This window comes from Mycobacterium sp. D16R24 (assembly GCF_002013385.1).
GTDB lineage: Bacteria > Actinomycetota > Actinomycetes > Mycobacteriales > Mycobacteriaceae > Mycobacterium.
In genome coordinates this window covers 61376-85315 of the sequence record NZ_MAEV01000021.1, presented here as the reverse complement: position 1 = coordinate 85315, position 23940 = coordinate 61376, and the positions used below count along the sequence as shown (strand labels likewise).

At 64.5% G+C, this 23940-nt stretch carries 26 protein-coding genes; 13 read left to right on the top strand and 13 right to left on the bottom strand.

All coding sequences use genetic code 11. The features are described 5' to 3' along the window. The first annotated feature begins 6 nt into the window (after nt 1–6). On the top strand, nt 7–1173 hold the full coding sequence (pe, locus tag B4383_RS18705) for an acyltransferase PE (RefSeq protein WP_078292765.1): 1167 nt from the start codon (nt 7–9) through the stop codon (nt 1171–1173). Between the two features lie 14 nt (nt 1174–1187). After that, nucleotides 1188–2957, top strand: a complete 1770-nt coding sequence (locus B4383_RS18700) for an AMP-binding protein (RefSeq protein WP_078292766.1) — start codon at nt 1188–1190, stop codon at nt 2955–2957. A gap of 20 nt (nt 2958–2977) precedes the next feature. Here the strand turns inward: B4383_RS18700 and B4383_RS18695 are convergent, their stop codons facing one another. Both B4383_RS18695 and pdxH read right to left on the bottom strand, forming a co-directional pair. Beyond that, complete coding sequence (locus tag B4383_RS18695) at nt 2978–3631, bottom strand: GAP family protein (protein ID WP_078292767.1); 654 nt, start codon at nt 3629–3631, stop codon at nt 2978–2980. 5 nt (nt 3632–3636) lie between these two features. Further along, nucleotides 3637–4284 (bottom strand): pyridoxamine 5'-phosphate oxidase, encoded by a 648-nt coding sequence (gene pdxH / locus B4383_RS18690; RefSeq protein ID WP_078292768.1) that lies wholly within the window; start codon nt 4282–4284, stop codon nt 3637–3639. A gap of 110 nt (nt 4285–4394) precedes the next feature. Here pdxH and B4383_RS18685 point away from each other — a divergent pair, with 110 nt between their 5' ends. After that, nucleotides 4395–5531 carry a citrate synthase 2 gene (locus B4383_RS18685; protein ID WP_078292769.1) on the top strand — a complete coding sequence of 379 codons (1137 nt, stop codon included), beginning with the start codon at nt 4395–4397 and terminating at the stop codon, nt 5529–5531. 46 nt (nt 5532–5577) lie between these two features. Beyond that, nucleotides 5578–6042: a VOC family protein gene (locus tag B4383_RS18680; RefSeq protein ID WP_078292770.1), complete on the top strand. Its 465-nt coding sequence runs from the start codon at nt 5578–5580 to the stop codon at nt 6040–6042. A 13-nt stretch (nt 6043–6055) separates the two neighbouring features. Here B4383_RS18680 and B4383_RS18675 read toward each other — a convergent pair whose 3' ends face one another. Both B4383_RS18675 and B4383_RS18670 read right to left on the bottom strand, forming a co-directional pair. Then, the gene (locus B4383_RS18675; protein WP_139360876.1) at nt 6056–7738 is read right to left on the bottom strand and encodes an FAD-dependent oxidoreductase; all 1683 of its coding nucleotides are present in this window, start codon (nt 7736–7738) and stop codon (nt 6056–6058) included. Next, entirely contained in the window at nt 7738–8793 is a 1056-nt protein-coding gene (locus tag B4383_RS18670; RefSeq protein ID WP_078292772.1) for a diiron oxygenase, read from the bottom strand. Before B4383_RS18670 ends, B4383_RS18675 begins: the two co-directional genes overlap by 1 nt. A 213-nt stretch (nt 8794–9006) precedes the next feature. Here B4383_RS18670 and serC point away from each other — a divergent pair, with 213 nt between their 5' ends. Further along, entirely contained in the window at nt 9007–10122 is a 1116-nt protein-coding gene (gene serC / locus B4383_RS18665) for a phosphoserine transaminase (protein ID WP_078292773.1), read from the top strand. Between the two features lie 60 nt (nt 10123–10182). Here the strand turns inward: serC and B4383_RS18660 are convergent, their stop codons facing one another. Both B4383_RS18660 and B4383_RS18655 read right to left on the bottom strand, forming a co-directional pair. Beyond that, nucleotides 10183–12042, bottom strand: coding sequence for a glycosyltransferase family 39 protein (locus B4383_RS18660; protein WP_078292774.1), 1860 nt, complete (start codon nt 12040–12042; stop codon nt 10183–10185). Continuing rightward, entirely contained in the window at nt 12039–13262 is a 1224-nt protein-coding gene (locus B4383_RS18655; protein ID WP_078292775.1) for a bifunctional glycosyltransferase family 2/GtrA family protein, read from the bottom strand. The genes B4383_RS18660 and B4383_RS18655 overlap by 4 nt, the downstream gene beginning before the upstream one ends. 474 nt (nt 13263–13736) lie before the next feature. Between B4383_RS18655 and B4383_RS18650 the strand changes: the two genes are divergently transcribed. The 4 genes from B4383_RS18650 (at nt 13737) to sepH (ending at nt 16041) form a co-directional block, all read left to right on the top strand. After that, nucleotides 13737–14081, top strand: a complete 345-nt coding sequence (locus B4383_RS18650; protein ID WP_078292841.1) for a DUF202 domain-containing protein — start codon at nt 13737–13739, stop codon at nt 14079–14081. Beyond that, nucleotides 14078–14386: a DUF202 domain-containing protein gene (locus B4383_RS18645; protein WP_078292776.1), complete on the top strand. Its 309-nt coding sequence runs from the start codon at nt 14078–14080 to the stop codon at nt 14384–14386. Before B4383_RS18650 ends, B4383_RS18645 begins: the two co-directional genes overlap by 4 nt. A 90-nt stretch (nt 14387–14476) precedes the next feature. Next, the gene (locus B4383_RS18640; RefSeq protein WP_078292777.1) at nt 14477–14953 is read left to right on the top strand and encodes a lipoprotein LpqH; all 477 of its coding nucleotides are present in this window, start codon (nt 14477–14479) and stop codon (nt 14951–14953) included. A 269-nt stretch (nt 14954–15222) separates the two neighbouring features. Further along, on the top strand, nt 15223–16041 hold the full coding sequence (gene sepH / locus B4383_RS18635) for a septation protein SepH (protein WP_078292778.1): 819 nt from the start codon (nt 15223–15225) through the stop codon (nt 16039–16041). A gap of 13 nt (nt 16042–16054) precedes the next feature. On the opposite strand, the gene B4383_RS18630 is transcribed toward sepH, so the two are convergent. Genes B4383_RS18630 through B4383_RS18615 form a run of 4 tightly spaced genes read right to left on the bottom strand, consistent with a single transcriptional unit; the run spans nt 16055 to nt 18964 of the window. Further along, nucleotides 16055–16366 carry a DUF2537 domain-containing protein gene (locus tag B4383_RS18630; protein WP_078292779.1) on the bottom strand — a complete coding sequence of 104 codons (312 nt, stop codon included), beginning with the start codon at nt 16364–16366 and terminating at the stop codon, nt 16055–16057. After that, nucleotides 16363–17175, bottom strand: coding sequence for an RNA methyltransferase (locus B4383_RS18625; protein WP_078292780.1), 813 nt, complete (start codon nt 17173–17175; stop codon nt 16363–16365). The genes B4383_RS18630 and B4383_RS18625 overlap by 4 nt, the downstream gene beginning before the upstream one ends. Beyond that, a complete protein-coding gene (locus B4383_RS18620; RefSeq protein WP_078292781.1) occupies nt 17176–18498 on the bottom strand; it encodes an MFS transporter in 1323 nt (440 codons plus the stop codon). Nucleotides 18499–18532: 34 nt separating this feature from the next. Next, entirely contained in the window at nt 18533–18964 is a 432-nt protein-coding gene (locus B4383_RS18615; protein ID WP_078292782.1) for a MarR family transcriptional regulator, read from the bottom strand. An 80-nt stretch (nt 18965–19044) separates the two neighbouring features. Between B4383_RS18615 and B4383_RS18610 the strand changes: the two genes are divergently transcribed. Together B4383_RS18610 and B4383_RS18605 are read left to right on the top strand one after the other, a co-directional pair. Further along, complete coding sequence (locus B4383_RS18610; RefSeq protein WP_078292783.1) at nt 19045–19290, top strand: DUF2530 domain-containing protein; 246 nt, start codon at nt 19045–19047, stop codon at nt 19288–19290. Between the two features lie 41 nt (nt 19291–19331). Continuing rightward, nucleotides 19332–19793 (top strand): SRPBCC family protein, encoded by a 462-nt coding sequence (locus B4383_RS18605; protein WP_078292784.1) that lies wholly within the window; start codon nt 19332–19334, stop codon nt 19791–19793. On the opposite strand, the gene B4383_RS18600 is transcribed toward B4383_RS18605, so the two are convergent. Beyond that, nucleotides 19790–20527 carry a DUF3027 domain-containing protein gene (locus tag B4383_RS18600; protein WP_078292785.1) on the bottom strand — a complete coding sequence of 246 codons (738 nt, stop codon included), beginning with the start codon at nt 20525–20527 and terminating at the stop codon, nt 19790–19792. The two genes, B4383_RS18605 and B4383_RS18600, sit on opposite strands and share 4 nt — an antisense overlap. Before the next feature lie 37 nt (nt 20528–20564). On the opposite strand from B4383_RS18600, the gene B4383_RS18595 reads away from it, so the two are divergent. Both B4383_RS18595 and B4383_RS18590 read left to right on the top strand, forming a co-directional pair. Next, entirely contained in the window at nt 20565–22232 is a 1668-nt protein-coding gene (locus tag B4383_RS18595; protein ID WP_139360875.1) for an MFS transporter, read from the top strand. Further along, nucleotides 22229–22738, top strand: a complete 510-nt coding sequence (locus B4383_RS18590) for a DUF2771 family protein (protein WP_078292786.1) — start codon at nt 22229–22231, stop codon at nt 22736–22738. The genes B4383_RS18595 and B4383_RS18590 overlap by 4 nt, the downstream gene beginning before the upstream one ends. Here B4383_RS18590 and B4383_RS18585 read toward each other — a convergent pair. After that, nucleotides 22735–23427: a DNA alkylation repair protein gene (locus tag B4383_RS18585; RefSeq protein ID WP_078292843.1), complete on the bottom strand. Its 693-nt coding sequence runs from the start codon at nt 23425–23427 to the stop codon at nt 22735–22737. The two genes, B4383_RS18590 and B4383_RS18585, sit on opposite strands and share 4 nt — an antisense overlap. Before the next feature lie 28 nt (nt 23428–23455). Further along, on the bottom strand, nt 23456–23869 hold the full coding sequence (locus B4383_RS18580; RefSeq protein ID WP_078292787.1) for a cold-shock protein: 414 nt from the start codon (nt 23867–23869) through the stop codon (nt 23456–23458). Nucleotides 23870–23940 lie beyond the last annotated feature (71 nt).

The following is a 23940-nucleotide window of genomic DNA, read 5'->3' as shown; positions in this document are numbered from 1 at the left end:
GCACGGATGAAAGACCTCCTCGCAGGAGCGGCCCTGCTGGTAGTCGCCAGCATGACAGGCTGTTTCGGCATCCCGTCCGCGGTGGCCGATGACCCACAGGTTCCGGGTCCACCCATTCCCGGGATTTCGGCTAGCGGGGTACCGATGGCCGCTCCGGCGTCGCCGGACCGGACCGCATACGCCCTGGGTGGCGCGCATGTCCTCGGTATCCCCTATGACGAGTACATCCGGATGACCGGCAAGGACTGGTTCCCAGGCATGAAGCGGGCAAACATCTGGTACCCGGCGGGACAGGTGCAGGGCCACACTCTGGAGCGCCTGTTCCCCGGAATCGGTCCGGTGGGGGAAAAGATCATGCCCGGCTTGGGTCTGGATGGTCCCAGCATCGGCGAGTCGATCGACATCGGAGAACCCAACCTCGAAAACGCCATTCGCACCGGCGGTCCCGGAACTGCGATGGGGTTGTCCGAGGGAGCGCTCGTGCTCAACGCCGTCAAATCGGCGTTGGCAACCGATCCGACCGCACCGGCGCCGGATTCACTGACCTTCGCGACGTTCGGCGACCCGATCGCGAAAAGCCCCTTCAGCGAGAGCTTCCTGACGCAGAACTTCCCCGTCGGCTCCGTCGTGCCGTTCATGGACTACCCCGTACCGGCGCCGGTGGAAAGTCAGTACCACACCGATCAGTTCATCTCCGCCTACGACAGCATCGCGGACTGGCCCGACCGGCCGGACAACCTGTTTGCGGTCGCCAACGCCATCGCGGGTCTGGCCACCGGTCACACCGCGATTGCCTTCACCAACCCGGAAATGGTTCCGGCGCAGAACATCAGGACAGAGTTCAACTCCCGGGGAGGGTCGACAACGACCTACTTCATCCCCGAGCAACACCTTCCCCTAGTGCTGGGCTTCAAGTATCTCGGGGTGCCGGAGGAAACGCTGAACAGGCTCGACGCGATCCTGCAACCGCGGGTCGATGCGGGCTACTCACGTAACGATGACCCGGCAACGGCACCGATCACTGTGGATCCGGTGCGCGGCTTCGATCCCGCAAAAGTCACCGCGCCGGCCAATCAGGCGACGTTCGGCGGCGGCTCCGATCCGATTTCACAGATCACCAGCGGCGCCCTGGCCGTGCTAGACAACGGCACCCGCTCGACCCCTCCCAATTAAGTACGGACAAACACATGACACCTTCGACCCAGTCATCCATCCTCTCGATGCTGCACGGACGTGCCAGCCTGCGGCCGGATGACCTCGCGTTCACCTTCACCGACTACACCCACAACCCGGCTGGTGTTGCCGAAAGCCTCACGTGGTCGCAGTTGTCACGCCGCACCTTCAATGTGGCCCGCGAGCTAAGCCAGCACGCGGCGGTCGGCGACAGGGCCCTGATCCTGGCTCCACAGGGCCTCGAATACATCCTGGCCTTCCTCGGTTCCATGCAGGCCGGGCTGATCGCGGTGCCGCTCCCGCTGCCGCACCGCGGCTCAAGTCTTGATCGAGTGAGTGCCGTCTTCGACGACACGTCGCCCTCGGTGGTGCTCACGACATCGGCGGTCGCCGGCGACGTCGGCGATTACGTCGATGAGTCGCGCCTGGAGATCGCCCCCAAGATCATTGCCATCGACGCGTTGCGGCTCGATATCGACGGCGGGCCGAGCATCGTGCCGGCCGACATGCCGGACATCGCATACTTGCAGTACAGCTCGGGTTCGACCCGAACGCCGACTGGAGTCGAGCTTTCACATCGCAATCTCCAGGTGAACTTCGAGCAATTGATGCGCAGCCTTTTCGCGGACGCCGGGGTCAAAATCCCGTCTGATGTCACGATCGTGTCGTGGTTGCCCTTCTACCACGACATGGGTTTGGTGCTGGGCGTCTGTGCGCCCATCCTGGGCGGCTTTCACGCCCAGTTGACCAGTCCGATGGCCTTCTTGGAAAACCCCGCCCGGTGGATGCGAGCGCTCGCTGAGAATCCCCATCCGTTCTCCTCGGCGCCCAACTTCGCCTTTGATCTGGCGGCCCGCAAGACCACCGACAGCGACCTGGCCGGGCTCGACCTCGGTGGGGTGCTCGGCATCATCAGCGGCGCCGAACGCGTCGAGCAGGCCACCCTGCGACGCTTCGTGGATCGGTTCGCGCACTTCAATTTCCAGGACAGCATGATGCGTCCCTCCTATGGGCTGGCGGAGGCAACGGTCTTCGTGGCCTCCGGAACATGGAGCGAGGCAACGCCGGCGACTCATTTCGACGTCGAAGAGCTGTCCGCGGGCCGCGTTCAGCGTTGCCCGGCCGGGACAGGCACGGCACTGGTCAAATACCACGTGCCGCAGTCCCCCACCGTGCGGATCATCGACAGCGACACCCACCGGGAGTGCGCACCGGACGTGGTCGGCGAGATCTGGGTGCACGGCGAAAATGTCGCCTACGGCTATTGGCGCAAGTCACCCGAGGAGCAGCGATGCTTCGGGGCGACGGTGCTCGACCCGTCGCCGGGCACCCCGGACGGGCCCTGGTTGAGAACCGGTGACCTCGGGTTCATCTCCGAGGGTGAGCTGTTCATCGTCGGCCGCATCAAGGACCTGCTGATCATTCGTGGGCGTAACTACTACCCCGAGGACATCGAGGCCACGGTTCAAGAGATCACGCGTGGCCGAGTCGCCGCGATATCGGTCCCGTTCGACAGCACCGAGAAGCTGGTGACCGTCATCGAGCTCAAGAAGCGCGGCAATTCCGGCGACGCGGCGACGCACTGGCTCGAGGAGATCAAGAGCGAGGTCACCTCGGCAATATCCAATGAGCACGGCGTGAATGTCGGAGATCTCGTTCTCGTACCGCCCGGGTCACTTCCCACCACGACAAGCGGCAAGATCCGGCGCGCGGCCTGTGTCGAGCAGTATCTCCAGGACCAGTTCACCCGGTTAGACGCGGACGCTCGCGTCGGGGTTGCCTGACCTCGTTGGGTAGAACGCCGTCAGATGCCGGCAATCCCGACCGAGAGCAACACGCATCCGACCAAGGCCAAGACCAGCGCGATGTTGCGCCGCCGGTTGGACTGTATCCAGCTGTTCAGCCGTGCCATCGCCTCGGCCGTCCGCTCCGGCGCGGCAAGATGAGCCAACAACGGCACTTCGATCAGCGCGAAGGCGATGACGTTGAACATCAGCAGCGCGCTGACCTGCGTGGCTGGTGGAGCGCCCGAGGCCACGATCACGGCAAGCGCGGCCAGGAAGTCCACCGAGGGCAGCGCGATGCCCAACCCCGCGACGGCGGCCACCCACAGCGAGCCGCCGGTCGCGATGGACTGGATACGCCCGGTGACCTTGTCCAGCTGCGCGTTGGAGGCAGGACCCCGCACACGCGAGGCCAGTAACGCGGCGACCAGCAGCGCCGCCACCCCGATACCGACCTGCACCCGCGGCAACGTGAACTGCGCCGATCCAGTGGAGACGTGCCGGAAGGCGAACAGCACCGCCAGCCCCACCACCATTCCCATCACGAAACCACCGCACAGGAACGCCAGCAGTTGCAGCTGTGGGCGTGGCCGACTCAACATCAGCACCGTCATACCCAGCCGGAAGGGCTCGAAGCTGACGGCAATGGCCATCACTAGCAGGGTGATCCACATAGGTGTCAGGGCTGCAGCCGCTCAATCCGTCCGTCTTGCAGGACAATCCGGTTGTGAACGCGGTTCTCACGGCCCTGCCAGAACTCCACCGTGTCGGGAGCGATCACATAACCACCCCAGTTCGGCGGTACCGGCACCGACTCCACCTCGGCGAACCGAGCGGTGACGTCATCGAGCTGAGCCAACAGCGCCTCTCGTGACGCGATGGGCGCGGACTGTTGAGACGCCCAGGCACCCAGCTGCGATCCGCGCGGACGGTTGGTCCAATAGTTGGCGGTCTGGGCCGGATCGACCTTTGTCACCGCGCCACGCACGTGGACCTGCCGCCCCAGCGCGTACCAGGGGAAGGTGACACTGGCATACGGCGCGTGGTCGAGCTGGCGCCCCTTGGCGGAGTCGTAGTTTGAGAAGAACGTCACACCCGCGGAGTCGAAGCCCTTGCACAGCACCGTGCGCGTCACCGGGCGGCCGTTGTCGACAGTAGCGAGCACCATCGCGTTCGGTTCAGGGATGCCCGAGGACACCGCGAGGTCAAACCATTTGTGTAGCAAGGGAAGCCAGCCATCGGCAAGCCAGTCAACATCCAGATCGCCACTGCCGTCCTTTTCTCCGGGACGGTAGTCCGAGCGCAGCCATTCGGTCACGAAAAGCACGCTACAGGCGGGCACTTAAGAGAGATCGACCGAACTAAGAATCACCCTTAATTGTGGGTGCAAGAATCGCCTTTACCGAGTTGTTACCCACAGGTAGGGAGTCGAGAATCATGACGGTTGCAGCGCCGCTACCAGCGGATTTCGCACCTGGGCTGGAGGGCGTTACCGCCTTCGCCACCGAGATCGCCGAGCCCGATAAGGATGGCGGGGCCCTGCGCTACCGCGGCGTCGACATCGACGATCTGGTCGCCCAACGGGTGACTTTCGGTGATGTGTGGGCCCTGTTGGTCGACGGCAAGTTCGGCCAGGGACTCCCGCCCGCCGAGCCCTTCCCCATCCCGGTGCACACCGGGGATGTCCGCGTCGATGTACAGGCCGGACTCGCCATGCTCGCACCCATCTGGGGCTTCGAGCCGCTGTTGGACACCGAGGATTCCATCGCTCGCCATCAGCTGGCCCGCGCCTCGGTAATGGCGCTCTCGTATGTCGCCCAGTCCGCGCGGGGCAGCGCCCTGCCCGCCGTGCCGCAAAAGGTCATCGACGAATGTTCCACTGTCACATCACGTTTCATGACTCGCTGGCAGGGCGAGCCAGACCCCAAGCATGTCGAGGCCATCGACGCCTACTGGGTGTCGGCCGCCGAACACGGCATGAACGCCTCCACGTTCACCGCCCGGGTCATCGCCTCCACCGGCGCCGATGTGGCTGCCGCACTCTCGGGTGCGGTGGGTGCGATGAGCGGCCCGCTGCACGGTGGCGCACCTGCCCGCGTGCTGCCGATGATCGAACAGGCCGAAAAGACGGGTGACGCCCGCGGCGTCATCAAAGGCATTCTGGACCGCCGCGAAAAGCTCATGGGCTTCGGCCACCGGGTGTACCGCGCCGAGGATCCGCGTGCGCGCGTGCTGCGCAGCACGGCCAAGCGTCTCGGCGCCGCGCGCTACGAGGTGGCGGCCGCCGTCGAACAAGCCGCCCTCTCCGAGCTGCGGGAACGTCGCCCGGATCGCGTCATCGAAACCAATGTCGAGTTCTGGGCAGCGGTCATTCTGGACTTCGCGCAGGTACCGACCCGCATGATGCCGGCAATGTTCACCTGTGCCCGCAGCGCGGGCTGGAGCGCACACATCATGGAGCAGAAGCGTCTCGACAAGCTGGTGCGTCCTGCCGCGCTCTATGTCGGACCGGGGCCGCGCTCCATCGAGTCCGTGGAAGGATTCGGGCTTCTGCGCTCTCGGGTGGGTGCTTAACCCGAAGCCCTAGCGTCACTACGCGTGAGGTGGTTGGGTGGGTCACATGACCTCCGAAGTACCTCCCGTAGTGCCCTCTGTTTCCCCATACATCATCGTCGAGGACTCACGCGCAGCGATCGAGTTCTATAAGAAGGCTTTTGGCGCCGAAGAGCTTGGCTTGCTGGAGACTCCCGACGGCAAAGTGATGCACGCCGCCGTGAAGATCAACGGCACGACGATCATGATGAACGACGACTTCCCCGAGTACAACGACGGCAAATCCAGCACCCCCACCGCGCTCGGCGGTACTCCGGTGACCATTCACCTCACGGTGCCCAATGTCGACGACTGGTTCAGTCGCGCCGTCGACGCCGGGGCGAGCATCGAGATGCCGCTCGAAGACCAGTTCTGGGGCGACCGCTTCGGTGTCATCAAGGATCCGTTCGGACACCTATGGTCATTGGGTCAACCAGTCAAGATCGTCAACCCCGAAGACCTCAAGAAGTACGCCGCGGGCGGCGTCGACTAACGCCGAACAACCGCTATCGCAGCAAGTCTTCCAACGCCGACCCGCGAATTACCTTGCGCCACAACGGTGGCTGTGGGGCATTCGCGGCAACGCGGAGCATCTCGGGCACCGAGACAAACTTGTCACGCGGACGGCCTTCACCCTTACCGCGCGCAATCTCCGCACGATCGATCGCCAGCCAGCCATCGTGGCCAACGATGGCTGGCTGGCGCCGCTGAATCAGCTTAGACAGACCCGAGAGCCGGTGTGCCGGATCGGCGAGCAGCCCGTGGTTGTAGTCCTCGACCAGCGAGGTGATTGTCTGCTGCGAGCAGGACTTGTTGGTCCCGATGAATCCGGTCGGACCGCGCTTGATCCATCCCGCCACATAGGTGCCGGGATGCGCCTTGCCGGTGTCCGGATCCGTCACGCGCCCTTGCTCGTTCGGGATGATCGCACGCTGGTTGTCGAACGGCACGTCGGGCATCGGGACACCGCGATAGCCGATCGAGGTAAGCACCAGACCGGCTTCGATGGTGTCCGTCGCGTCACCGTGCTGGAACTCGATGCCTTCCGCGCGCCCGTCCCCGAGCACCTTGATGGGGGTGCGGTTGTACGCGAAGCGGATGGTCTTGCCGCCAGGCTCCCGCGCCTCACGCGGGCAGGTGCTGAGCACTTCCAGCTTCTGCCGCGTCAACGGCTCCAGGTGCGTCTGCAGCGCCTCGTTGACGAGGTCCGCTGTTTCCTGATCGATGACCACCGTCATATCAGGGAGGCCAACGAGACCGAGCAGCTCGGGCAGGGTAAACGCCGAATGCTCGGGACCGCGCCGCCCGACGATGACTACCTCACGCAGCTTGCTACTGCGCAACGCGGTCAGCGCGGTATCCGAAATATCCGTGCGCGCAAGGCGATCGGTGTCTCCGGTGAGCACCCGGGCGACGTCCAAGGCCACGTTTCCGTTACCGATGACAACGGCGCGCTGGTGATCGAGGTTCACCCGGAAATCTGTGTAGTCGGGGTGCGCGTTGATCCACGCGACCACCTCGGTAGCGGTGGCGTTGCCGGGCAACTCAATGCCTGGGATGTTGAGGCGGCGATCCGAGGACGCACCGACGGAGTAGATCACCGCATGGTGATGCGCCAACAGCTCCTCGTGGGTGATGTCCTTACCCACCTCGACATTCAGGAAGAACTCGAAGTTGGGCTGGGCGGCCATCGTGTCAAAAAGCTTCGTCACCCGCTTGGTCTGCTGGTGGTCGGGAGCCACCCCGGCACGCACCAAACCATATGGGGCGGGCAGCCGTTCGAACATGTTGACCTTCACGTGCGGCTGGGTCAGCAGCTCGTCGGCGGCGTACATCGCCGCTGGACCGGAGCCGACGATCGCCACCTTCAGCGCACGGCCGGTCGTGCGGACCGGCGGCGCCTGAATGACCGGAGCCAAACTGGCGCGGGGGATTTCCCGCGGATAGAACTCGGAGTTGATCCGCAGGAAGGGCAGCTGCTCTTCCTTGAGAACCGAATCCGGCTTGATGGCATCCACTGGGCAGGCGGCAACGCAAGCACCACAGTCGACACACGCGGAGGCGTCGATGTGCAACATCTCCGCCTTGAGGAAATCCGGTTCGTCAGGCGTGGGGTGGATGCAGTTCACCGGGCATGCGTAAACGCAGGACCCCTCGTTACAGCACGCCTGGGTAACGACGTGCGGCATCAGGCGGGAACAGCGCTGTGCGAATCAGTCACTGCGGCTTCGGAAGCCGAGTAGTTCACCAGCGGACCGCGCTGCGGCTCGCTGCGGTAGCGGGCGGCACGGCCATCGATGTGCAGCACTCGCCACACCAGCTTGGCCACCGGGTTCATCATCCCGGTCTCCCTGACCAGCATACGGACGTCGGAGAAGACCTCACTCATGGTCTGCCGCGAGGCCGGGCTCTTCCAGAAGATCTCCTTCATCACCTCTTGCGGGACGTCGAATCTCTTGGCGAAGCTGCGCGGCGGCGTCATGATGGCGCCCATCAGCACCCGCATGGTGATCGGGGTGGCAATCGACAACACAAACCGGTTGAACCAGTGCATGGCCGGAACGCGCTTGCGCAGGTACTCATGCGCGAACGAGATGTGCCGGGCCTCCTCGGCCACGTGGATCTCCATGACGCGCTTCATGATCGGGTGCAGATTGTCGCCCTCGCGCAGCACGTTCTTCTGCGTGTGGTCGATGGGCTCTTCACCGGCGAGCACACCCACGAAGAACATCTCCGGGAACGGCGTGGAGGCCAGCGGAACGAACGGGGACAGCCAGCGCAGCAGGCGCGGCATACCCGGCACGTCGACACCGAGACGATTGACCATCTCCTGGAACATCAGGGTGTGGTTGCACTCTTCGATGGACTCGTGGTTGAGGTACCGAAACTCCGGTGAGCCATTGGGGACGCTGAACGCGTACTGGATCAGGCCGCGGATCAGGATGCTCTCGAAGTGCAGACCGACCTTGGCGACGTTGGCCTGACGCCACATGCCGATCTCGATCTGCTTCTCCAGCGGCTGCGCCTGGTACCACGGGTGCCGGCCGAACGGATCGGTCCGGTGCGGGAGAACCCAGCGCGGATCATTGGGGACGACGGCATACTCCGGGTTATCCCAGTCGATATCGATGAAGGGATCGAAGTTCCGGTTCGTGGAGCCGTGCGACAGGGTCTCGAGCACCTGGACGTAGCTCGCGTCGGCGCGTACTTCCTTCTTCGCGCGGAGCTTCTCGCGGAGCGACATGGCTTATCTCCTTTGATTCGTCCAAAGACGCGGTAACGGACCTGCAAACTTTTACGTTCTGGGGCTACTTGGAAGTCTACAAGCTCTGGGCGAGTGTAGACAGGGCGAGAAGCCCCTATCTAGGTTTGGGACGAAACGTCCCATGTGACGTTCTCTGCACGCATTGTTTTGTGTGATACAGGTCTCACTGGGCCACCGTTTAGGCTGGTAGTCGTGGCTGAATTGACCATCCCCGCTGACCTCCTACCCGCCGACGGACGTTTCGGCTGTGGCCCCTCCAAAGTGCGGCCCGAGCAGCTGCAATCGCTCGTGACCGCCGGAGCCTCCCTCTTCGGTACTTCGCATCGGCAAGCGCCGGTCAAGAACCTGGTGGGTCGCGTCCGCGAGGGGCTCAAGGAGCTCTTCTCCGCACCCGACGGTTACGAGGTCATTCTCGGCAACGGCGGCTCCACCCTGTTCTGGGATGCCGCCGCCTTCGGCCTGATCCGCGAGAAGTCGCTGCACTTGACCTTCGGCGAGTTCAGCTCCAAGTTCGCCTCCTGCGTGGCCAAGAACCCCTTCGTCGGAGATCCGATCAAGGTGACCGCCGATCCCGGTGGCGCGCCCGCGCCCGTCTCGGATCCGTCAGCCGATGTGATCGCCTGGGCCCATAACGAGACGTCGACCGGAGTCATGGTTCCGGTGCAGCGTCCGGCCGGCTCCGAGAACGCGCTGGTGCTCATCGATGCCACCTCCGGTGCCGGTGGCCTGCCGGTGGATGTCACCGAGGCAGACGCCTACTACTTCGCGCCGCAGAAGAATTTCGCCGGCGACGGCGGGCTGTGGCTTGCGGTCATGAGCCCGGCCGCGCTGGAGCGCGTGGAGGAAATCGGCGGCAGCGGACGCTGGGTGCCGGACATCCTGTCTCTGCCCATCGCGGTGGAGAACAGCCTCAAGAACCAGACCTACAACACCCCCGCCATCGGAACGCTGCTGCTGCTGGCCGATCAGATCGATTGGCTGCTGAGCAATGGCGGTCTGGGCTGGGCCACCAAGCGGACCGCCGATTCGGCATCGCGGCTGTACTCCTGGGCCGAGGCGACGGCGTACACCACACCCTTCGTGGCGGACCCGGCGCAGCGTTCGCAGGTGGTGGGCACCATCGACTTCAACGACGACGTGGACGCGGCAGCCGTTGCGAAGGTGTTGCGCGCCAATGGTGTTGTGGACACCGAGCCGTACCGCAAGCTGGGCCGCAACCAGCTGCGGGTGGCGATGTTCGCTGCCATCGATCCCGAGGACATCTCGAAGCTGACGCAGTGCATCGATTGGGTCGTCGAGCGCCTCTGACTCAGTATTTTCCTGCCTCGAGTGGGCTCGCGAGGCAAGCAGGTTCCCATTCGACAGGAGTCACCGCGCCGTCAGGTCATAGATATCGACGTCGTCAATGGTCTGCTTGGCGAAGGTCTTTTGCACCCACTCGCGAATGGACTTCGAGGTCTCACTGCCGGGGGCGCCGAATCCCTCGCCGCCGTGGTTAGCGCGCCCCCCATCTAAGAAGAAATGGATCTGACCGTCGGCCACGTACTGCTGGAACTGCGCCAGCGTCGGTGACGGGTCGGTCCCGTTGAATCCTCCGATGGGCATGACGGGCCGGCCGGTGGAAAGCTGGTAACCAGACGCCTGGTTGGAGCCCACCGCGGCGGCCACCCAGGTATAGCGATCGGCGTTAGCCTCCAGAGCTGCAACAATATTGGGGCCCGGATCGCTTCCATCCAGCAGGCCGCCACCGCGTTGGGAACCGCGCTCGAATTCGGGACGATGCTCTCGCTCGGGCATATCCGGGAAGTCCGGGAAACCGCCTCCCTTGACCTCGGGCCCGGCCGAGGGAAGCGCTCCGCTGTGCGGCGTCGCGATGGTCTGGACCGAATATGCGATAGGACCGGCGAGCGCCACCATGAGCGCGATGGCGACGACAGCCTTGGGATATCTGTTCAGGACGATGCCGAGAAGTGCGATCGCCCCCAGGGCCAATATCGCCCACCGCAGCCACGGCTGGAACTCCGCTGACCGGCCCAGCAGAATCCAGGCCAGCACTGCGGTAAGCGCCAGAGTGGCCGCCAAAGATGCTCTTACCCAGGATTTTTCGCGTTCCTGCCAGGCCAGGAATCCGCCCGCGCCCACAAGTGCGGCGACGGCGGGTGCCAGCGCCACCGAGTAGTAGGGGTGGAATATGCCCTGCATGTAACTGAACACGGCGCCCGTGGTGAGCACCCACAATCCGAAGACAAGCAGCACCGCCCGACGCGTGTCCGTCCGGGATTCCTTGCGTAGCAGCACCAATCCCAACACCGCCAGGACCAGTGCCGTCGGGAGCAGCCAGGCAATCTGCCCACCCAGGGCCGGTTGGAACAATCTGCCGATCCCGGGTTCGCTGCCGAAGTGGCCGCCAAAGCCATACATCTCATCGCGCGGGCCCGAGGCACTGCCCTTCTCATCACCGTTGATGCGGCCCAGCCCGTTGTAGCCGAGGGTGAGCTCGAGGATCGAGTTATCGGGCGATCCGCCGATCCACGGGCGCGAGCCGGGTGGCCACAGCTCGACCGTGACGATCCACCATCCCGCCGAAACTACCGCCGCGGCGGCCGATCCGGTGAGCTGTACCAGGCGCTTCCCGGCGCCCACGGGTCCGGCGACCAGATAGGTCAGTGCGATAGGCGGGATGACGAGCAGGACCTGCAGCTGCTTGGTCAGGAAACCGAATCCGACCAGCGCCCCGACCAGAAGCAGCCAGCGGGTGCGGCCATCCTCGATGGCGCGTAACGTCGCCCACACCGCGGCGATCATCAGGAAGACCAGCAGCGCGTCCGGATTGTTGAACCGGAACATCAGCACCGCCACCGGCGTCACCGCGAGTACCAGCCCGGCCAGCAGACCGGCCCGGTGGCCGAAATACCGGCGGATGGTCAGGTACAGCAGGCCAACCGACGCCACACCCAGAAGCACCTGGGGCACCAGAATGCTCCAACTACTGAGCCCGAAGATGCGCGCCGAAAGTTCCATGAGCCATAGCGAGGCGGGGGGCTTATCAACGGTGATCGAGTTGGCGGCGTCGGAGGATCCGAAGAACGCGGCCTTCCACGACACCGAACCCGCTTGCACCGCAGCCGAATAAAACGAGTTGGCCCAGCCGTTGGTGCCGAGGTTGACCAGGTATGCGGCCGCGGTGCCGATCAGCAGAAGACCAACGCTGATCCGCTCGCGGATCATCGAGCGTTCGCACTTCTGAACACCCAACGCAATCCGACGAACCGGACCAGGGTCGCGACCAGGTTGGCCACGGTCAGCACGATCAGCAGCAGATGCTTGGAGGCGTCCGGAACGAGGTGGTGCATCGCGACAAGCGAGCCACTGGTGAAGGCCAGCCCGATCCCGAAGATGACAAGCCCCTGGAATTGGTGCTTGGCAACGTTGCGCCGCCCCCGCACCCCGAAGGTGAAGAACCTGTTGGCAGAGGTGTTGAGCACCGCGGTGATGAGCAGCGCCAGGAAGTTGGCGGCCTGATCCCCCACCGTCCCATGCAAGACGAGGAACAGTAGCGCGTAGGCCAATGTGCTTGCCACACCGATGATCCCGAATCGCACCAGCTGGCCGACCATTCCTGGAGGCACACCCTCGACGAGCGGTTCACGGCCGAGGCTGTGGCGAAGCTCGTCCAGCGGCAGGGTGCCGAGCATCAGCGCCCTGCCCAACCGCCAGATCCCGAGCAGGTCCTTGCGCACGGTGTCGACGATGTCGACCCGGCTGTCCGGGTCATCCACCCAGTCGACCGGTACCTCGTGAATGCGCAGGCCGACGCGCTCGGCCAGTACCAGCAGCTCTGTATCGAAGAACCATTCTTTGTCCTCGACAAGCGGAAGTAGTTGGCGCGCAACGTCGGTACGGATTGCCTTGAAGCCGCACTGGGCATCGGAGAACCTCACCTGCAGCGAGGCGTGCAGGATCAGGTTGTAGGTGCGGGAGATGAACTCGCGTTTGGGGCCGCGGACCACACGGGAGTTGCGGTTGAGCCGCGACCCGTAGGCGACATCCGAGTGGCCCGAGATCAGTGGTGCGACAAGCGGCATCAGCGCGTTGAGGTCGGTGGACAGGTCCACATCGCAGTAGGCGACAACCTCGGCGTCCGAGGACAGCCACGCCGCGGCCAAAGCGCGCCCCCGGCCCTTCTCCTCCAGGTGCAGCACGTCAACACCGCCAAGCTCATCGGCAAGCCGATGCGCGATCTGCAGGGTGCGATCGGTGCTGGCGTTGTCGGCGATGGTGATGCGCGCCGTGTACGGCACCTCGTTGGCCAGGAACGCGTGCAGGCGGCGCACGCATGGTTCCAGGTCGTTTTCCTCGTTGTACACGGGGATCACGATGTCGAGGGTCGTCGCGAGTACTGCGGTCGGTGCCGTCGCGGTCTCGATCGGCTGCATCACACTGGTCACATCAGTGACAATGGTGTCCCCTGCTACGACGCGACTGGGTCGCCACTGTGAGTTTCCTGTGAGGGGTTACCGCCGCGCGGCTTCGCGCTCCCGGACATCCCACACCATGAGGTTTCCGACCGTCCGAGGTATTTCAAACCCGCGGCATTCACGCATTCCTATACGCGCTGACACGGCCCACCCCCAGCGCACGCCTTACCTGATCACGCACCCATAATCTATTGTTTCATATACGGTCGTGCAGTATTCAATAGTTTTGATATCTCCTTCCATCGTTCGAATCGCCGGAACAAGCGGCTCTTCATCGCCCTGGCGTGCGTTATCGCACTGATCTTGGGTGCCGACGGCACCCAAAGCTAAAACCTTCATGCATCCGTATTACCTATCAATATCAATTCGGCCGTTTTCAAAGTGATAGATATTAAGAATTCAACTAGCGCCGACGCCGGCGCGGTGCTCGGTAAGTTGGGCGGGGTGACGGAACCGCCTGAAGACCCCGAGATCGACTACCGCTTCACCCTGGCCAACGAACGCACGTTCCTCTCATGGATCCGCACCGCGCTTGGATTGCTCGCCGGCGGTGTCGCGGTCCAGACTCTCGTTCAACCGTTTCACCACGCCGGAGTCCGGCATGTCCTGGCAGCGTCCTGCCTAGCCCTTGCCATGGTGGTGTCGGTTGGCGCATATGTGCATTGGCGTGACGTCAAGGACCGGATGGACCGGGACCAACCACTCAAGGGCACCCTGCTGGTACCTCTGCTCGCCGTCAGCATCGGGCTGGTCGCGATCCTGGCATCGATCGCGGTCTTCTATCGATGAGGGCTGCCCACGAGACCCGCGCCGGAGAGCGCACGGCACTGGCCTGGCTTCGCACCGGGTTGGCGGCCGCGGGAACCGCCGCCGTGTTCATCACCCACGCACTCATCCACAAACAGACCGCGGGAGCGTCATTGATCGCCACCGGGGTCATGCTCGGCGTCGTCGCGATCAGCACGGTGCGCCATCACGCGCTAGCCCGGGAGCACTGGCACCACGGCGGCAAACCCATCGCACTGACCACCCTGACCGTGGTAGTGGTGATTCTGCTGTCGGCCGGAATCGATATCTCAAATCTGGGTACGTAGGTATACCGGCGTTCCGCGTACCCCGCCCCGTTACCGACCCATACTTTGTCCTGTTCGGCTCCACCCCTCATCACATATAAGGAGAACGCTATGAAGCGTGGGCTTGTGGTCGCCATCGGCGGCGCGGCGATTATCGCCGCAGGTCTGGTCGGCTGTTCGAGCGATAAGGACAAATCCGAGACCAAGGGCACCACCGTCAGTAACGGCGCAGGCGCGGTTGCGACCAACAGCAGCGCCAAGGTCGTCATCGACGGTAAGGAGCAGAAGATCGAAGGTGCTGTCGTCTGCCAGGCCTCGAACGGCAACGTCAACATCGTCATCGGCAGCGGCGCACAGGGCTTTGGCGCTGTGGTGACGGAGGGCGATTCACCGACGGTGAAGTCCGCGGGCCTGGGCAGCCTCAGTGGTCAGTCGCTGGCATTCTCCGAAGGCACCCCCGGAGCGAGCGCGAAGGCCACCAAGGACGGCAAGAAATACCACATCGAAGGCACCGCCATCGCGGTGGACATGGCCAACCCCATGCAGCCCACCAACAAGCCATTCGAAATAGAGGTCACCTGCCCATAGGGCACCTAGTTTTGGTCTAGCGCGCTGTCGAGTGCGAACCTCCCGCGGGAAATCACGCCAAGAACCCGCGCCAGGCTCGCACTCGATTCGCGTTATCGGCGCCAAGCCGCGCGCCCCAGCGGCAAACAACATCTGCCACACGCGTCACATAGCGCGAACCTTCCGAAAAAGCAAGTAGCCCCCACCCCCGCGTGTCACCACAGAATGGCCCTCTACCTGCACTAAGGTCCTGAGAACTGGAGCATCCAGTCCAGGGCGAGGAGGACATCGTGCGCGAACTGAAAGTCATCGGACTGTCGGCCGACGGCAAGCGAGTGGTCTGCCAAGACGCCAATGGCGCCGACAAGTTCGTCATCGACGCCGACGACAGACTCCGCGCAGCCGCCCGGCGCGATCTTTCCCGTCTGGGACAGATCGAGATCGAAATGGAGAGCTCGTTGCGACCCCGGGAAATTCAGGCCCGGATCCGGGCCGGCGCCACCGTCCAGCAAGTCGCCACCTCTGCCGGAGTCGATGTCTCGCGGATCGAACGGTTCGCCCATCCGGTATTGCTGGAACGGCAGCGCGCAGCCGAGATGGCCACTGCGGCCCATCCCGTTCGCCATGATGGCCCCACGGTCAACACGCTCGCCGATACCGTCGCCGGTGCGATGTTCGCGCGGGGACTCGACCCCGACGGCATTGAATGGGACGCCTGGAAGGTCGAGGACGGCCGGTGGACCGTGCAGCTGCTGTGGCGGGCCGGTCGGTCGGACAACAAAGCGCACTTCCGGTTCACTCCCGGAGCCCATGGCGGCACGGTGACCGCGCTCGACGATTCCGCGCGCGAACTCATCGACCCGACGTTCACCCGCAGCCTGCGCCCCGTCGCGCCGGTAGCTCCACTCCTCCCCGAGCCCGAGCCGGAGTTGTTCAACGCGCGCTCCGCACCGCAGTCCGAACCGGTTCGCGAACCGGAACCCGTGGCGACCGAGGAGCACACCAACGTTCAGCCGGCGCCCGCACCGCGGCGCTCACGCCGAAGCAAGCCTGCCGTGCCCACATGGGAGGACGTGCTGCTCGGCGTTCGCTCCAGCGGCCAGAGCTAAGCGAGGTCGCGGCCTAGGTGATCAGGGCGGTCACCACGGCGGCCACCCATCCGCCGGCGATCCCGATCGCGATGCCCAGCACGAACCATCGCAACACCGGACGCTCCCGCCAACCCCACAACGTTGGCGAAAGACCACCCACAGCAACGATATTGAGCAGAACCGCCCATAGCGGATGCACATGGGCCAGACCGAGACTCAGCACCACCACACCCACCGCGACCACCACGGCCACACACATCGCCGAGACGATGCCCTCGGCCCACGGGGTGTCGGCGTCCGCCGGGCCATTCACTCTTCGCGCAGGCTGGGGATCGCCGGTCATGGCGCGAGCCTAGCGCGCTCATAGAACGCCAACGCGGCGGCGGTGGCCACATTCAGCGAGTCAGTGCCGTTAGCCATGGGAATGCGTACTCGAAAATCGCTGGCACGCAATGCGACATCGGTCAGTCCCGGGCCCTCGGCACCCACCATCAGCGCCACCTTCTCCCCCTGTAACGGCGGCATCGCATCGGCCAACGCCCGCGAGTCCCCGGCCGGCGTCATCGCCAGCAGTCGGAATCCATTGTCCCGCAGCCGGTACAGCGACTTCGGCCATTCCGGAAGGCGCGCGAACGGCACCAGCAGCGCGTGTCCCATCGACACCCGCACCGCCCTCCGATACAGCGGGTCGGCGCAGCCACTGCCGAAGAACACCGCGTCCACTCCCATTCCCGCGGCATTGCGGAAGATCGAGCCCAGATTCTCGTGGTCGTTGACACCTTCCAGCACCGCCACCGTGCGTGCGTTCTGCATCAGTTCGGCCGCCGACAACTCCACCGGGCGCCGCGCCGCGGCGAGCACCCCCCGGTTGAGATGAAAGCCGACGACCTCCGCCATGACCTCCGCACTCGCCCGGTAATACGGAACATCGACGGGGCCGAGATCGCCGGCGAGCTCAGTCAATCGACGGTCGGTACCCAAAAGCGCGAAGGGGGCGAATCGCGAGGCGACCATGCGCTGCACAACAAGCACACCCTCGGCGATCACCAGCCCCTTGCCACTGGGCAGATCTGGCCTGCGGTCGACACTGTTGAGATCGCGGAAGCTGTCCAAACGGGGGTCGGCAGCGTTGTCTACGTCAATGACCAGCATCTAGACCCGCTTCGCCAGCGGCGTCGGTTCACACACCGGGGTTGCGACCGGAGCAGGCGCAATGAGTCCAGGACGTATCTGGCCGGCCACCGGAACCACCTCGGCGACAACCGGACACGGATGACGGCGCAGATACACCGCGCATGTCAGCCCGGCGGCCACCGATACCACCCCGCCGATCAGCAGCGGCATCCGTCCGCCATGCAGATCGGCCAGCCAGCCCACCAACGGGCTACCCAGCGGAGTGCCACCCAGGAAAGCCACCATGTAGATGCCCATCACCCTTCCTCGCAGCTGCGAATCTACGGACAGCTGAATGATATTCATCGCCGATGTGGTGAACGTCAGCGCCAGCAGACCCGTCGGGATGAGTGCGATGGCCACCGACACGTAGGAGGGCATCGCACTGACGACAGCCTCGGATACTCCGAAAGCCATTGCGGCACTGTAGAACAAATTCATGTGCACCTTCTCGGTGCGCCGGGCGGCCAGAGTGGCACCTAACAGCGTGCCGATCGCCAGAGCCGTCGACAGCAGCCCGTATGACTCCGCGCCACGACCGAAGGTCTCGCGCGCCAACACCGCGAGCGTCAGTGAAAAGTTCAGCCCGAAGGTCGAGACCAGGAACACCGTCAGCATGATCATGAACAAGTCGCGCCGGTGCCATACGTAGGAGAATCCCTGGCGCAGCTGCCCCTTGGCGCGAGGAACCGGATCACTGGGGTGCAGCTCATCTGGTTGCATCCGCCACAGCGCGATTCCCACACCGAGGAAACTGACGAAGTTCAGCAGGAAGACCCAACCCGTGCCGACCAGCCCGATCAGCACACCGGAGATCGCCGGCCCGATGACGCCCGCGAGGTTGAACACCATCGAATTGAGCCCGACCGCGTTAGGCAGGTGCTCCGGGCCGACCATCTCGATCGTGAAGGACTGCCGAGTGGGCGCCTCGATCGCCGCGGCGCATCCCGTCGCGAAGGCCACCGCCATCACATGCCAGATCCGGACCAGCCCGGTGACCTGTAAGAGACCCACCGTCAACGCGAACAGCGCCATCAGTGCCTGGGTGACCATGAGCATCCGTCGCTTGTCGTAGCGATCGGCCAGCATCCCGCCCCACACCGACAACAAAAGCGTCGGCCCGAATTGCAGCGCCATCACCACACCCAGCAAGAAGGCGTTGCCGTGCGAGAGGTCCAGGACCAGCCAGTCCTGCGCCACTCGCTGCATCCACGTTCCGATGAGCGAGACCATCTGGCCGCTGATCCACAGCCGGTAATTGCGTGTGCGCAACGATACGAATATCCCGCCGCGGTCAGCCACGGTAGATCATTTTAGAGACTAACGAGATTGTCAGCTAACCGTTTTCATTGACCAGCGCCGAGAGCAGGTCGGTCGCCTGCCGCAGCACCGCGCGTTGATCCGGGGTGAAATCGTCCAGGTGCTCGCGCAGCCACTCCTCGCGGGCGCTGCGATCGGCCAGCACAATGTCTGCGCCTGCCTCCGACAGCGAGACAACTACCTGGCGGCCGTCGGTCGGATGCGCCGAACGCTCCACCAACCCGAGCTCGGCCAAGGAGGCGATCACCCGCGTCATCGACGGCGGCTGCACACGCTCGCGAGCAGCCAGCGCGCCCGGGGTCATCGCACCCTCGTTGAGCAATGTTGCCAATGCCGACAACTGTGTCAACGAGACCGGGGAATCCGCGCGACGAAAGCGCAGATGCCGGGCCAGGCGGATGACAACAAGCGACAGATCGCTGGCCAGCCGGGCATCGGGGTCGCTCACGGCCCAAACCTTACGGCACGTCCAGGGCTTTCACAGGGACCTAGCCCGATGTAGTTCTTCCCACGTATGCTGCGCATCTAGTGGATACCCCCGCGCCCCAACTGCCCCCGCTTCCGGCCGCACTGCTCAATCCGTGGCCGGTTGTCGTCGTAGGCACCCTGCTGTGGCTCATCGCCAACATCTTTGCCTTCACCATTCCCGCGTTCGAATGCTGGCGTCCCATCACACTCGCCGGACTCGGTACCGGCGCGCTGGGCACCGCCATCGTCCTGCTCCAAGTGCGCGCGGCACGGCGTGGTTCACGCGGTGCGCAAACCGGCTTGTAGCTCAAAAAACCCGTAAACACCCTGGAAAGAGGAGCAAACTCATGCCCAACGCATCACTGCTGGAAACCGCCGTCGAGATCAATGCGCCCGTGGAAAAGGTATGGGGACTGATCGCCGACCTCGACAACATGCCCCGATGGAGCCCGCAGACTCGCAAGATGTTCGTGCGCGGACCTGTCCAGGCGGGCACCAACGTCATCAACTACAACCGCAAAGGTTGGAAGGTGTGGCCGACACGCGCCGTGCTGACCGCCGTCGAGCCGAACAGGCGCCTGGCCTGGCACGTCAAGGACAACCTGAGCGAGTGGAGCTATGACCTGGAGCCCACCGCGACCGGCGGTACCAGGGTGACCGAGCGCCGCGTGCTGGGCGAGAAGCGGTCGGCCATCTCCACCAACCTGCAGAACCTGATGTTCGGAGGGACCGAGGTGTTCGACGTGGTGATCCTCGAAGGGATGCGGACCTCGCTGTCGAAGATCAAGGACGCGGCGGAAAACGCCTAGTCCGCTAGGTCCAGAACGCCGTCGTCAAAGGGCTCGTACAACGGCATCGCGGAATTGACCGGCTGCGGCGTATCGGAATGAGCGCCGCAGCCGTACTCGATATGCACGACACGGCCGTCGGCCGCCATCGAGTTGGCGCATGCCCCGAACGCGACACCCAGTGACCCGGCCAGTGGCAGGTAGAAACCGCAGGACCGGCACACCCGACGGGTGGCACGTGCCATCTCGTTATCCGGCCCCCAGTTGCCCTCGAACCACCGCTGCGCGGCGTCGACGCGCCCGGCCAGACTGAGCACCTGCTTGCGTCCCAACCCGATTTCACCCGCGGTCTCGGTGACCTGTGGATCACCGCTATCGGTATATCCGGGGACCAATCGAGGGTCATTGGGCGGCGGCGCGAGCAGATCGCCAGGGCCAAGGTCGCCCGGCCGGATGCGCTGATCCCAGGGCACCCAGGTCGGCGCGCGCAGCGCCTCGGTGCCCGGCACAAGGACCACCTCACTGACGGTGGCGGCGGTCGCGCCCGGTGGGGCGGCCATCACCACCTCCCAACGCCATCCGCGGTACCCCGGCAGCTCAGCCTCGAAACGGTGGGTCAACGCGTGCAGATCGGTGCTCTCGGAGGAGGCCCCGAGGTACTTGCCCACGGTCTCCCCACTGAACTCGACGATGGCTGTACGAGCCTGGTCGATACAGGTGTAAAGAGCGTCGCGGCCGGAGATAGTGATGTCCATCGCTGACCATCTTCTCACCGTGGGGGACAATTGATGCGTGCGGGACGACTACGCGCGGTTCGGGAACCGCCAATCCGGTAGTGACTCCCCATCTCGTCGCCGTAATCAGGATGCGCGCGACGCCAACTCCCACCCCGGTATGGCCAACTATCCGACGGGCGGCTCCAAGCGGGATCCTCGTCGCGCGAGCGGCTCATCGAACCGGTATCTGCCGCCACTCGGCGATGAACGCCGGGAGCGGGTGCGACGGCAGCCCCCACCCGACCAGGAGATCCCGCAGAAGCTGACGGTCACCCGGGTCGCCGCGATGCGCAGCCGTCAAATGGGCTCCCGGATGTACGGGCTGTTCCACAAGGCCGCGACGGCCGACGGTGCCGACAAATCGGGCCTGACCGCACTCACCTATCCGGTCATGGCCAATTTCGCGGTGGATGCCGCGATGGCAGTGGCTCTCGCGAACACACTCTTCTTCGCCGCCGCCACTGCCGAGTCCAAAAGCAAGGTGGCGCTGTATCTGCTCATCACCATCGCACCGTTCGCGGTCATCGCCCCGCTGATAGGTCCCGCGCTCGACCGTCTGCAACACGGGCGCCGGGCCGCGCTCGCCGCATCGTTTGGGCTGCGCATCGCGCTCGCCGTCATCATGATCGCCAACTACGACGGTGCCAGCGGCAGCTTCCCGCCCTGGGTGCTGTATCCGTGCGCGCTGTCAATGCTGGTGCTGTCCAAGTCTTTTGGCGTGTTGCGGAGCGCCGTCACGCCGCGTGTGCTGCCTCCGACAATCGACCTGGTTCGAGTCAACTCGCGGCTCACCACCTTCGGCTTGGTCGGCGGGACCATTGTGGGCGGTGCGATCGCCGGAGCCTTCGAGCTTTCGTTCACCCGGCTGTTCCAATTGCCCGGAGCACTTTTCGCCGTCATGGCCGCCGCAGCGGTGGGCGCCTGGGCGTCCATGCGCATCCCGAAGTGGGTCGAGGTGACCGCCGGTGAGGTGCCTACGACCTTCGGTTACCACGGCGACGACGGCGAACACCCAACGATATTGCTCCGCCGCTCCCACAAGCAGCAGGACAAGATCCGCCAGCCGCTGGGCCGCAACATCATCACCGCGTTGTGGGGCAACTGCACCATCAAGGTGATGGTCGGTTTCCTCACCCTCTATCCGGCCTTCGTCGCCAAATCCCATGATGCGCACGGCTTCCAACAGCTCGCAATGCTGGGCATGATCGGCGCCGCCGCCGGTATCGGGAATTTCGCCGGCAATGCCACCAGCGCCCGGCTCAAGCTCGGCCGCCCCGCCCTGCTCGTGGTGCGGTGCGCCAGCGCGGTCACTGTGGTGGCGCTCGCGGCGGCCTTCGCCGGGGTCCTGGCGGTGGTGGTGTTCGCGACACTGGTGACATCGGGGGTCAGCGCCATCGCGAAGGCATCACTGGATGCCTCCCTGCAGGACGACCTGCCCGAGGAATCCCGCGCATCGGCGTTCGGGCGTTCCGAGGCACTGTTGCAGCTGTCCTGGGTGCTCGGTGGCGCGATAGGCGTGATGATCTACACCGACCTATGGGTCGGGTTCACGGTGATATCGGCGGTACTCCTCCTCGGCCTGGCGCAGACACTGGCCAGCTTCCGCGGCGTCTCCTTGATTCCGGGCCTGGGCGGCAACCGCCCGGTGATGGCCGAACAAGAGGGTGGCAAGGTAGTCGCGTGAAGGCAAAACTGGCGGCGCTCGCCGCCGTCTTGGTGTTGACCGCTGCCGCGATGGTGGGGTTCATCGCCTGGCAGCTACGCGAGCATAGAGAAGGCCCGGACGAGCGGCCCGAGATCAGTGCTTTCACCCACGGCACCCTGGTGCGGGTAGGCCCGCTGCTCTACTGCGATAGAACGCTCGCCAAATGCGACCCGCCGGGTCATATCGTTGAACTTTTCGTGAATGATGCTGAACTCGTTCAGCTTTCGGTCGACTCACAGATCTCCAAAGGCCCATGGGCGATCACAGCGGCGTACGCCCATCTGGCGGCACCGTCGACAAAGTACGGCGACCAAGTGATCTATTGGGATCACCGCTCGGCGGTCACCGTTCCGACCGTCGACAAAGCAGGGAGGAAGCTGGTGGGTATCGAGGTGGCAGTGCCCACGGTCGGTGTCAACGAACTGGGTGAGCAAGTCTTCAAAGCACGCGCCACCTGGTCCGTAGCCACTACCTGGAAGGACTAGCGCCGCGCGCGATACTCCGCGCGCGCCTGGGCATCGAGATGCTCCGTGGCGTAGCTGAGCGCCGTGCGACCCATGGCCGCGGCATGCACATCCAGGTATTCACTGAGTACCTCGGCACCACAGCGCTTTCCGGCCTCGCGCAGCATCCAGCCGTAAGCCTTCTGGATCAGGTCCCGGCGGTCCTCGATGACCAGCGGCGCCACCGCGAGAAGGGGTTGCGCATCACCGCGTTTGGTGAAGGCGGAGGTTCCGATGATGCCAACCCGCCGACGCCAGAGGTCATCTTCGGCCGCCAGCTCTAACAACAGCGAATAGTCTTGGCCGACAAGCCATTCCCCCAGGATCTGCTCAGCAGAGGAGTCAACCAGGTCCCAGTTGTTCACCCGGCCGTGGCAGACCTGCTGCAGGTACATCTGCACCCAGGCTTCGCATTCGACACCTTCGGCGTGCGTGAACTCCCAGACTGCCAGGATCAACCCGGTCAGGCGGTGTTCGTGCACCTCACTGGCCAGCAGCCGCACCACCGCGTCGCGTCCGATGCCACGGAATCGCCGCGCAAGCTTGCGCTGATCGGGTACAGAAACGCCGACGAAGACATCGCCCTCGCCGTACTCACCAGGCCCGGTCTTGAAGAACCGCGCCGATTTCTTGGCCCGGCCGGAATCGCCGGCGGCATCGAGCGCCGCGATCACATCTTCGGCGCGGATGAAGCTCAGGTCAGGCGTCCAGCTCGCTGGCCACGGCGCGCACGACCTCGGAGACCTTGCGGGCGATCTTGCGGTCCGGGTAACGCCCCTTGCGCAGCTCGCTCTGCACCGTGCCCTCCAGCAAGGTGATCATGTCCTCGATCATTCCGTGGAGCTCGTCGGTGGTGTGCTTGTGGTTCACCGGCCCACTGCTCTCGCGACGCGTCTTCTGCACCGAGGGTGGCGCGTCGATCAACTTGAGGCTCAGCGCCTGCGGACCGCGACGGCCCGCGGCCATACCGAACTCGACCTTCTGTCCGGCCTTGAGCCCCTCAACGCCAGCGGGCAGCGCCGAGGACCGGACGTACACGTCCTCGCCATCCTCTTGCGACAGGAAGCCGAAGCCCTTCTCGGCGTCGTACCACTTGACCTTGCCGGTTGGCACTGCACTCACCTCACATGATTAACGCGCCCCAAATAGGGCGCGGTGAGTGGTCATCCTACTCGGCTCGCGCA

Bases quoted from the DNA above. Each gene is read 5' to 3' on its own strand.
- B4383_RS18645 (WP_078292776.1), top strand. From the start codon at position 14,078: ATGAGGGCTGCCCACGAGACCCGCGCCGGAGAGCGCACGGCACTGGCC.
- B4383_RS18680 (WP_078292770.1), top strand. From the start codon at position 5,578: ATGACCTCCGAAGTACCTCCCGTAGTGCCCTCTGTTTCCCCATACATC.
- B4383_RS18700 (WP_078292766.1), top strand. From the start codon at position 1,188: ATGACACCTTCGACCCAGTCATCCATCCTCTCGATGCTGCACGGACGT.
- B4383_RS18660 (WP_078292774.1), bottom strand. From the start codon at position 12,042: ATGATCCGCGAGCGGATCAGCGTTGGTCTTCTGCTGATCGGCACCGCG.
- B4383_RS18695 (WP_078292767.1), bottom strand. From the start codon at position 3,631: ATGTGGATCACCCTGCTAGTGATGGCCATTGCCGTCAGCTTCGAGCCC.
- B4383_RS18625 (WP_078292780.1), bottom strand. From the start codon at position 17,175: ATGCTGGTCATTGACGTAGACAACGCTGCCGACCCCCGTTTGGACAGC.
- B4383_RS18605 (WP_078292784.1), top strand. From the start codon at position 19,332: ATGCCCAACGCATCACTGCTGGAAACCGCCGTCGAGATCAATGCGCCC.
- B4383_RS18685 (WP_078292769.1), top strand. From the start codon at position 4,395: ATGACGGTTGCAGCGCCGCTACCAGCGGATTTCGCACCTGGGCTGGAG.
- B4383_RS18630 (WP_078292779.1), bottom strand. From the start codon at position 16,366: ATGACCGGCGATCCCCAGCCTGCGCGAAGAGTGAATGGCCCGGCGGAC.
- B4383_RS18675 (WP_139360876.1), bottom strand. From the start codon at position 7,738: ATGCCGCACGTCGTTACCCAGGCGTGCTGTAACGAGGGGTCCTGCGTT.
- B4383_RS18600 (WP_078292785.1), bottom strand. From the start codon at position 20,527: ATGGACATCACTATCTCCGGCCGCGACGCTCTTTACACCTGTATCGAC.
- B4383_RS18640 (WP_078292777.1), top strand. From the start codon at position 14,477: ATGAAGCGTGGGCTTGTGGTCGCCATCGGCGGCGCGGCGATTATCGCC.
- B4383_RS18670 (WP_078292772.1), bottom strand. From the start codon at position 8,793: ATGTCGCTCCGCGAGAAGCTCCGCGCGAAGAAGGAAGTACGCGCCGAC.
- pe (WP_078292765.1), top strand. From the start codon at position 7: ATGAAAGACCTCCTCGCAGGAGCGGCCCTGCTGGTAGTCGCCAGCATG.